Annotated in this window: 8 protein-coding genes; 4 read left to right on the top strand and 4 right to left on the bottom strand. The window is 73.9% G+C overall.

What is annotated here, in order from left to right:
* Nucleotides 1–5: 5 nt before the first annotated feature.
* Entirely contained in the window at nucleotides 6–716 is a 711-nt protein-coding gene (locus ACPYOM_RS07110) for an NERD domain-containing protein (RefSeq protein WP_481345429.1), read from the bottom strand.
* Nucleotides 717–1006: 290 nt separating this feature from the next.
* Between ACPYOM_RS07110 and ACPYOM_RS07115 the strand changes: the two genes are divergently transcribed.
* The 3 genes from ACPYOM_RS07115 to ACPYOM_RS07125 are packed head-to-tail and all read left to right on the top strand — an operon-like array spanning nucleotide 1007 to nucleotide 3940.
* Nucleotides 1007–2014, top strand: a complete 1008-nt coding sequence (locus ACPYOM_RS07115) for a patatin-like phospholipase family protein (RefSeq protein WP_481345430.1) — start codon at nucleotides 1007–1009, stop codon at nucleotides 2012–2014.
* A 54-nt stretch (nucleotides 2015–2068) separates the two neighbouring features.
* On the top strand, nucleotides 2069–3097 hold the full coding sequence (locus ACPYOM_RS07120) for a Y-family DNA polymerase (RefSeq protein ID WP_481345431.1): 1029 nt from the start codon (nucleotides 2069–2071) through the stop codon (nucleotides 3095–3097).
* Nucleotides 3098–3139: 42 nt separating this feature from the next.
* The gene (locus ACPYOM_RS07125) at nucleotides 3140–3940 is read left to right on the top strand and encodes an arylamine N-acetyltransferase family protein (protein ID WP_481345432.1); all 801 of its coding nucleotides are present in this window, start codon (nucleotides 3140–3142) and stop codon (nucleotides 3938–3940) included.
* 12 nt (nucleotides 3941–3952) lie between these two features.
* Here ACPYOM_RS07125 and ACPYOM_RS07130 read toward each other — a convergent pair whose 3' ends face one another.
* The 3 genes from ACPYOM_RS07130 to ACPYOM_RS07140 all read right to left on the bottom strand — a co-directional run bounded on the left by ACPYOM_RS07130 (nucleotide 3953) and on the right by ACPYOM_RS07140 (nucleotide 7008).
* The gene (locus ACPYOM_RS07130) at nucleotides 3953–4399 is read right to left on the bottom strand and encodes a VOC family protein (protein ID WP_481342418.1); all 447 of its coding nucleotides are present in this window, start codon (nucleotides 4397–4399) and stop codon (nucleotides 3953–3955) included.
* 68 nt (nucleotides 4400–4467) lie between these two features.
* Nucleotides 4468–5898 carry an esterase/lipase family protein gene (locus ACPYOM_RS07135; RefSeq protein ID WP_481345433.1) on the bottom strand — a complete coding sequence of 477 codons (1431 nt, stop codon included), beginning with the start codon at nucleotides 5896–5898 and terminating at the stop codon, nucleotides 4468–4470.
* Nucleotides 5899–6096: 198 nt separating this feature from the next.
* Nucleotides 6097–7008 carry an inositol monophosphatase family protein gene (locus ACPYOM_RS07140; protein WP_481345434.1) on the bottom strand — a complete coding sequence of 304 codons (912 nt, stop codon included), beginning with the start codon at nucleotides 7006–7008 and terminating at the stop codon, nucleotides 6097–6099.
* Nucleotides 7009–7228: 220 nt separating this feature from the next.
* On the opposite strand from ACPYOM_RS07140, the gene ACPYOM_RS07145 reads away from it, so the two are divergent.
* On the top strand, nucleotides 7229–8545 hold the full coding sequence (locus ACPYOM_RS07145; RefSeq protein ID WP_481345435.1) for a hypothetical protein: 1317 nt from the start codon (nucleotides 7229–7231) through the stop codon (nucleotides 8543–8545).
* Nucleotides 8546–8619: the final 74 nt, after the last annotated feature.

Raw genomic sequence — 8619 nt, forward strand, 5'->3', positions numbered from 1 at the left:
GTCCCTCAGGCCGGGCGCAGCGCCGACGCGAGCCGCCGGTGCAGGGCGGCGACCGCCTCCGCGTCGAGGGGGCCCGGCCGGCTGAGCACGGACACCAGGCGTCGGGCCCACGTCACGGCCACACCGTCGATGACGAACGACCCGCCGATGAGCGGCCAGTCCGCGTCGACGAAGCAGAGCGCCGCGGTGACGTCGACGTCGACGTCCGCACCGAGCCCGGCACGCACGACGTCGACCTGACGGTGCGCGGCGGTGACGAGCCCGGTCCGGTCCCGCGTCCCGACGAGCAGCCGGTCGACCCGCGGACGCAGGAAGCCGCCCTCGACGACGTGCCGCGGCCGTCCCCTGTACCGCTTGGCGTCCACCACGACGACCCCCTGGGCGCAGACGACGACGTGGTCGAGGTTGGCTCGCGAGCCCGGCACGCGCCGGTCGTGCAGCACGCGGAACGTGGGACCCGCGGCGGCGTCGAGGGCCGAGCCGACGTGCTCCTCGCCGCGCGCGCCCGTCTCCCACGCCCTGGTGCTCTGCGGGTCGGCGAAGAGGGCGAGGAGCAGGCCACCGAGGCGAGGTGCGCGGGCGCGCACCCGCCCCTCCCGGGCGCGGCGGCGCCGGTCGTGCTCGCGCCGGGCCGACGCGCCTGCGGTCCCGTCGACGAGCGGCAGCGCGCTCGGCAGGTCCGCGGGGCTCGGCTCCGAGGAGGTGTGGCAGTCCACGCAGCGGACGGTGCGGGTCACCCGGGAGTGGATGGCAGGTGCTCCGCGGTCCAGGTGCGCACCGCACCGCACGCAGGCGCCGGCGTACCGGAGCCTCACCCGCTTCTCACCCTCGGCGAGTGGCTCGTCCCCTGTCATTCGCCTGACGCTAGGCGTCCGCGGCCGGCGCCGTGGCCGAACGCGGGAGAACGTCGGAGAACGCGGGAGAACGCGGGATGTGCTGCCCCGGGCGTGACCGACACCACCCCGGCCCGGCCACCCGACCGGCGCCGAGGTCGTATCGTCGGAACGTGGCTGACGGGACGCGTGCGGCGGTCGTGCTCGGGTCGGGCGGAGCCCGGGGCTACGCGCACATCGGCGCGCTCGAGGTGCTCGCCGAGCGCGGCATCGAGGTCGTCGCCATCGCCGGTACGTCGATGGGCGCCCTCGTCGGCGGGCTCGCGGCGGCCGGACGGCTCGACGCGTACACGGAGTGGGCGCGGAGCCTGACCCAGCGCGAGGTGTGGCGGCTCCTCGACCTCAACCTCACCGGGCTCGGCGGGCTCGGCGGCGCGATCCGGGCCGAGCGCATCATCGCCCGCGTCGGCGAGATCCTCGACGGTGCGACGATCGAGGACCTGCCGATCCCGTTCACGGCGGTCGCCACCGACATCAACGCCCGCCGCGAGGTGTGGTTCCAGCGCGGGCCGGTCGAGCAGGCGATCCGCGCCTCGATCGCCATCCCCGGCGTCATCACGCCGGCGGTCATCAACGGGCGGGTCCTCGTCGACGGCGGCCTCATCAACCCCATCCCCATCGAGCCGACGGCCGCCGCGCCGGCCGACGTCACGATCGCGGTGTCGCTGTCCGGCATGCGGTCCTCGACCGGCACCGCGACACCGGTCAAGGAGTCCTCCGAGCAGCGGCCCCGCGAAGAGTGGGCGCTGCGACTGCGCCGCAGCGCCGCCGAGGTCCTCGACTCCGAGCGGGTCCGGTCGATCACGAGCCGGTTCTCCCACGGCCGCGAGGTCGACGCCGAGCTGACCGTCGCGCCGGACGCCTCCGACGTCGTCCGGCAGGCCGCGGCCGAGGTGCTCGTCCCGGGCCGTGCCGACATCGGCACCGTCGACCTGCTCACCATGTCCTTCGACACCATGAGCGCCCTCATCTCTCGCTACCGCATGGCGAGCAACCCGCCCGACGTCCTCGTCACCGTCCCGTCGAACGCCGTGCGGACCCTGGACTTCCACCGGGCCGCCGAGATGATCGAGCTCGGCCGCCAGCTGACGGCCGAGGCGCTCGACCACGCCGGCTACTGACGCCTGCCCCACCCGCCCTGGCGTGCTGTCGCCGGTCGCGTGTCGAATGGGCCCGTGGTCCTCCTGCACGCCGACGCCGACGCGTTCTTCGCCTCGGTCGAGCAGCGCGACGACCCGCGGCTGCGCGGGCGGCCGATGGTGGTCGCGCACGAGGTCGTCGCGTGCCCGTCCTACGAGGCCAGGGCGCTCGGCGTGCACGCCGGCATGTCGACGCGGATGGTCAGCCGTCGGTGGCCCGAGGTGCTCGTCGTGGGCTACCGGGCCGATGCCTACGAGGACGCCTCACGACGGCTGTTCGACGTCTTCCGCTCGTTCACCCCCCTCGTCGAGCCGGGCTCCATGGAGGAGGCGTTCCTCGACGTCACGGGCCGCGACCGCGGTGACCCCGCCGGCATGGCGGCCGCGCTCCGACGCGCGGCCAGGGCCGAGGTCGGCCTCCCGGTCAGCATCGGCGTCGGGCGCACCAAGCTCATGGCCAAGCTGGCCAGCCGGCGCGCCAAGCCGGACGGCCTCGTCGTCGTCGACTCCGAGACCGAGGCCCGGGTGCGGCCCCGGCTCCGGCTCGACGACCTCTGGGGTGTCGGGCCCACGACGTACGAGAAGCTCCACGCCGCAGGCCTGTTCGTCGTCTCCGACCTCTACGGCTGGGACGAGCAGCGGCTCAAGGGGGTCGTCTCCACGGCGATGGCGCGACGCCTCGTGTCGATCGCCGCGGGCACCGACGACGCCACCGTCCGCCTGCCGGGGCCACGCCGGTCGGTCAGTGCGACGCGGTCGCTGGCCGCCACCCGGACCCGCTCCAAGGTCCTCGCCGTCCTCGACGAGTGCATCGCGCGGGCGGTCCAGCGGGTGTCGGGGCTCGACGGCCCGCTGCGCCTGCCGGCACGCCTCGAGGTGCACGTCCGCTACGACGACGGCGTGCAGGTGATCGAACGCGGCCCGCTGCCGGCACCCTCGCTCGCCACGGACGTGCTGCGTCGGGCCGCCCACGACCTACTCGACCGCACCGGCTTCGAGCGGGACGGTCGCGGCGTCACGCTCGTGGGCCTGACCCTGCCGCTGCCCGCCACGCCGCGGTCCTGACGCCTTGACCTCAGGTGCGCTCGAGGTCGCACGATGACGCCCATGGACCCCACCTCGGGCACGCAGACCCTCACCGCGGCGGATGCCGACGCCTACGCCCGCCGCATCGGTGCGACCCTGCCGGCGGCCCCGACGCTCGCGGCGCTGTCGAGCCTGCACCGGGCCCACCTGCTCGTCGTGCCGTTCGAGAACCTCGACATCCACCTGGGCCGGCCGATCCGCCTCGAGCTCGACGCGTTGGTCGACAAGGTGGTCCGGCACCGGCGCGGCGGCTACTGCTACGAGCTCAACGGTCTCTTCGCGGCGCTGTTGCGCACGGCCGGGTTCCACGTCGACCTGGTGTCGGCTCGGGTGGCCACGGCGGACGGGGGGTTCACGCCGGAGTACGACCACCTCGCGCTCGTCGTGGCGAGCGGGGACATGGACGAGCCGGTCCTCGCCGACGTCGGGTTCGGCGCGGGGTTCATCGAGCCGATGCCGCTGCGTGACGGGTTCGTGCGCCGCGAGCGCGGCACCGACGTCGGCCTCGTGCGGGACGGCGACACGTGGGCGTACCGGGAGCGTCCCGCCGGCGGTGAGTGGGCCGCCCGGTACCTGTTCACGACCCGCCCGCACCCGTTGTCCGACTTCGCCGCACGCAACGAGTGGCAGCAGACCTCGGCCGAGAGCCACTTCACGCGGCAGCGGCTCGCCTCGGTGCTGACGGCCACCGGGCGCATCACCCTGAGCGGCACGCGGCTCATCACGACGACGCACGGCGTGCGGGACGAGCGACAGGTCGACGAGGCGCACGTGCACGAGGTGCTCGCGAACCGGTTCGGCATCGACCTGCCGGCGGCGTGACGTCGGCCCGCCTCAGCCCCAGGCGTCGCGGGTGGGGCGGCACAGGCAGAACGGGTGCCCCGCCGGGTCGGCGTAGACGCGGAAGCCGCGCTCGGGCGCCGGCTGCGGCGGTTCCACCGGGTCCAGGGCCGCGCCACCGAGGGCGAGGACCCGCTCGTGAGCGGCCGCGATGTCGACGACGACGAAGTCGAGGTGCACCTGCTGCTGGCCGCGCGGCCAGTCCGGCGACTCGTGGTTCGGGGCCAGCTGGGTGGCGATGCGCGGGCCGTCCCAGACGACGTTGAACCAGTCGCCGTCGGCATCGGCCACCACGGTGCCGCCGAGGAGGTCGGCGTAGAACTGCGCGACGCCGGCCGCGTCGGCGCAGTCGAGGGCCACGCAGTCCCAGCCGATGCGGTCGCCCGGGCCGGGTGTCGGTGTGGGCGTCGGCGTGGGGTCGGGTGCTGCGGTGTCTGTCATCCCCCCACCTCAGCACCCGCCACCGACACGCGCCACCGGGATTCGCCCGCCGGCCGGCACCCGTCGCCTCAGGTGGCGGTCGGCCACACGAGGGTGGTGGAGGTGACCGGTCGAACCGTCGACACCGGGCCGGACCCGGTGATGGTCACCGTGTGCGTGCCGGGCGGCAGCTCCGGGAACCGCACCGAGCCGTGCCCTGCCCGGACCCGAGGCTCCGCCGTGGCGAGCACGGCCCCGCCCTCGCTGCGGACGGTGACGGTCACCGCCTGGTCGGGAGGGCCGGCGTCGGGGTCGTCGTGCTCGAGGTCGAAGGCGACGCGCAGCGCGTGCCCGTCGGTGACGAGGTCGGGCACGACCGCCCGGACGCTGACGGTGGCGAGGTCGCGGCGGCGCACCGGCTTGGCCGTGAGGATCTCCTGCACCTGGTCGAGGACGACCGGGTTGCACTGGAGGTTGGTGTGCTGGTCGGGCACCCGGACCGCGAGGTTGGTGTCGAGGGTCTCGCCGAGGCCGACGGCGCCGGTCAGCGTCACCGTGCCGTCGCCGTAGTCGTCGTCGGACCCGAACGTCTGCGACGTGACCGCCCGGCCGTCCCGGAAGGTCACCGTGGTCTGCGTGGGCTGGCGCACCCCGAGCACCAGGTGGGCGGTGTCCCGGCTCGCCGGCCGGGCGGCCTCGACGGCCTGCAGGTCGGTGTGGAAGGCCATCGCGTCGGCGACCATGGCGGTGTCGAGGTTCGGCACCTGCACCTCGGTCGTCTTGGCCCAATCGCCGCCTGCCCCGGGGGCGCCGCCGATGCACGCGTACTCCGGGAGCAGCTGGTGCAGCGACGGCATGCTCCGGGCGAACTGCGTCAGGTCGACCGACAGGGGCCCGATGCCCTTGCGCACCCCGTTGACGAGCTGCTCGAGGGCGTCCGTGGCCCCGCGCCACGGCGTCCCGAGCGTCACGAGCTTGCGGGTCACCTCCGCGCCGCCGCACTTCTCGATGTACCACCGGGCCACGAGGCCACCCATCGAGTGGCACACGAAGACGACCTTCGCGTCGGCCCACTGCCCACCGCGGGCGCGCAGGCGCTCGAGCGCGGGCTCGACGACGGTGCCGAGCCGCCGGCCGTTGTAGCGGTTCGACAGGCGCCAGTCGTAGGCGAAGGCGATGAGGGTGGGCGGCTGGGCCCCGTCGCCGCGTCGGTAGCCGAGCCTCTCCAGCGCCGACACGAGGACGTCGTAGCCCCGGATCGGCGTCCAGATGCCGGGGATGGCGTGGACGTCCGGCATGAGGGCGACCGGCTCGACGCCGTCGCCCGGGTGGTCGTCGCCGATGCCGGCCGGCAGCGCGTGCTTGAGCACCGAGTCGCCGCCGGTGAACATCTTCCAGACCGCACCGGCGCTCGGTGCCCAGATGAGGTTCGAAGCGGCGGGGGACCCGTCCGTGCCGCGCACCCCGAGGGTGCTGCCCGTGATGCCCGGGAGCACCACGACCAGATCGTTGCTCGTCATCCGACCCACCGCCTCGATCCTGGGGACTGCAGAGAGCTGCAAGAGGACTGCCGGGGGCTGCTGCGAAGCCCTCCGACCAACGGTGGCACCGATGCCGGCTGGTGATACGCGAAACGGGTGCGAACGTCGCAGAAGTCGTGGAGCCGGGCAGGAGCACCCGTCGGCGTCACCCGCCCGGAGCCTCGATCGTGGGCGAGCTCAGTGCGTGCCGGCGGCGAGGGCCGCGACGACCCGGTCGTAGACGGTCGGCGCCCCGGCCGCGACGAGCCCCGGCGGGGCGGTGTCGCGCGGCGAGTAGGGCTGCCCGTCCGCCCGGCCGAGGACGCCGCCCGCCTCGGCGAGCAGGAGCGACCCGGGAACGTGGTCCCACGGCGCGCCGCGCGCGTAGAGCACGTAGTCGGCCGCGCCCTCGACGAGCTTCGGGTAGTCGATGCCGCAGGAGACCCACGTCAGCTCGAGCGGCGGCAGGCCGCCGAGGCTGCGGCCGATCCACGCCCGGCGCGACGTGCGGCCGCGGAGCCCGGCCCCGCTACTCGCACGGTCGGAGGGGTCGCCGGGCGCCTCCCTTGCGGTGTCAGCAGAGGCGCCACCCGACACGTCACCGGACGGCACGCCCGACGCGTCACCCGAGGCGTCAGCCGAGTCGTCACGGGCGGGCACGGTCAGCCGGGTCGCACCCCGGTCGTCGTGGCGCCAGGAGCCCGCGCCCCGCTCGGCGACGTAGCCGCGGCCGTGCTGGGGCTGCCAGATCCACGAGCGGACCGCCTGCCCGTCGACGGTCTCGCTGACCATGACGGCGTGGTCCGGCGAGCCGTGCACGAAGTTCTTCGTGCCATCGACCGGGTCGAGGGTGAAGGCGTGCGGCGCGGCCGCGTACCGGTCCATGAGGGTGTGGTCCGACGCGAAGGTCTCCTCCCCGAGGACGACGGCGTCCGGGTGGGCGTCGAGCAGCGCCCGGGTGATGAGCACCTCGGCCTCGCGGTCCGCGTCCGTGACGAGGTCGCCCGGGTTCTTCTCGTGCACCTCGCCGTCGGCGAGGGACCGGAACCGCGGGTTGACCACCTCCTCGGCGACCTCGCGCAGCAGCGTCAGGATCTCGTCGGTGTCCACGGCAGCAACCTAGCCCCTTCCTCGAGCGCCTCCGCTGGGCGATCGCTGGATGCTTGCTGGAGGCATCGTGACCTCCCTCTGAGGGAAGGCTGTGAGTTGCATGAAATCCGTTGGTGCCCAACGAATTCCGTCCGCGTCGATACGGCCCACCAGCGCCTCGCGGGCACTACATTCCGCCATATCGGGGGTCACCACAAGGAACCCATGGATGGAGCAGCACATGAGACTGCGTTCCACAGCATCAGCCCTGGTCGCCGCCGCGTCACTCGTGGTGGCCGCCGGAGCGGCGACGGCGGGCACACCCACGACGTCCGAGCCGCAGGTCATCAGCGACGACGCCCTCAAGGCCGAGTCGGTGACGATGGGAGGCGCGAAGGTCCTCCCGACCACCCGCACCGTGCCCCACTGGTACGGCACCCAGGCCGACCCGTCCGACGGGCGAACCTACGGCTACAACATGGTCGGGGCCGACCCGCACTCGTGCAGCGGCTCGGCGTGCGACGTCACGGTCCAGGTCGACATCACCCCGATCAGGGTCGTCGTCGCGGGCCGTACCTTCGACGGGTCGACCGTCCTGCCGGCGACCCTCGCCTCGCCGCAGTTCGCCACCGGTGACTACGGGTCGACGACGGCCGCCACCGCTGCCGGCGCCTTCCCGAACGCGCCGGCGCTCGTGCGCGGGCCCGGCGGTCTGCTGTCGCAGGAGGATGCCGGCGTGCCGCTCCAGCTGGAGGACGCGACGATGCGGGCCCAGTTCGACAGGACCGGCGCGAGCCCGTACCACCTGCGGCTGCACCCGAACGTCCTGTCGCCCGTGACGTTCACGGTGCCGAGCAACCAGGGTGGGCTGCTGCAGAGCGGTCGCGGTGTGGTCTTCGCGAGCGTCGACATCGGCTGGTGGTCGGCCCAGATCACCAACCTCGAGTCGACCGCCGACCCGACGCACCTGCCGCTCTACCTCACCGACGACATCCTGCTGCACACCGGCAAGTCGCTGACCGACTGCTGCGTCATCGGCTACCACGGCACCGTCGCCGCCGGGAACCGCTACGGCACCGGCAAATCGCAGGGCAACGCGGCCGTCCAGACGTTCGCCTGGGCGTCGTACGTCAGCCCCGGCATCTACGCGCGGCCCGACGGCGGCACCTACTGGGCGCTGCAGGACATCCACGCCATCAGCCACGAGATCGCCGAGTGGGGCGACGACCCCTTCGTCAACAACACGGTCGAGCCGTGGCTGACGCCGACCGCCCCGCAGTACGGCTGCACCTCGGTGCTCGAGACCGGCGACCCCGTCGTCGCCATCGGCTTCGCCCAGGGCACCAACACGTTCCGCCAGGGTCCCAACCCGAACGGGACGCGGAGCGCCGACGGCGCCTACCACCCCGAGGACGAGGCGCTCTTCCCGTGGTTCCTGCGCCTGCCGCCGAACGCGGCCGGCACCGAGCCGACACAGAGCGGGGCGGGTGGCCGCTACACCTTCATGGGTGACCTCAACCCGTTCCCGGGCTTCCGCCAGCCGGCCACCGGCTGCTGACCCGGGCGACGCGTCCGCCCACCACGCGACCCACCCCCTGTCTCTTATACACATCTGACGCTGCCGACGACGGA

It is taken from the genome of Monashia sp. HAY1-2A (assembly GCF_056755315.1).